The sequence below is a fragment of the Nodularia chucula CCY0103 genome (assembly GCF_963923915.1).
In the GTDB taxonomy this organism is placed as follows: domain Bacteria; phylum Cyanobacteriota; class Cyanobacteriia; order Cyanobacteriales; family Nostocaceae; genus Nodularia; species Nodularia chucula.
This window is the reverse complement of sequence record NZ_CAWUOL010000242.1, coordinates 1-322: the sequence shown is the minus strand read 5'-3', so window position 1 is coordinate 322 and position 322 is coordinate 1. Positions and strand designations below refer to the sequence as shown.

The 322-nt window shown below is 77.0% G+C and carries 1 protein-coding gene; it reads left to right on the top strand.

Going from position 1 to position 322, the window contains the following annotated elements; translation table 11 throughout:
* Positions 1-65 precede the first annotated feature (65 nt).
* The coding region (locus ACM0OP_RS24410; RefSeq protein ID WP_414530983.1) for a hypothetical protein at positions 66-322 on the top strand (257 nt) is incomplete at its 3' end.

Sequence of the window (322 nt, the reverse complement as noted above, 5' to 3'; positions counted from 1 at the left end):
AAGAGAGCCCCGCGCCCGGCGGCGGCCAAGCGGCGCCATCCGCGCCCGCGACCGCGACCCGGCCTGTGCAGGGACCGGCTGGCAGCCCGACACCGGCGACGCCTGCGCGCGCGTCGGCCGCGCCGTCCACTGCCGCGACGACGCCACCTGACAGCGCCGAGGGCGCTCAACTCGATGCGGCCCGCGCTGACCTGCGCCAGGCCGAGGCGCTTGTCCGTCAGCTGCGCACGAAGCCTCCCGGCTTGAAGGCTGGCCCGGACGCGCGCGCCAGGCATGCCGCCCAGTTGCAGCAGGCAGAGCGCGATGTCGAGCTGGCCCGCGT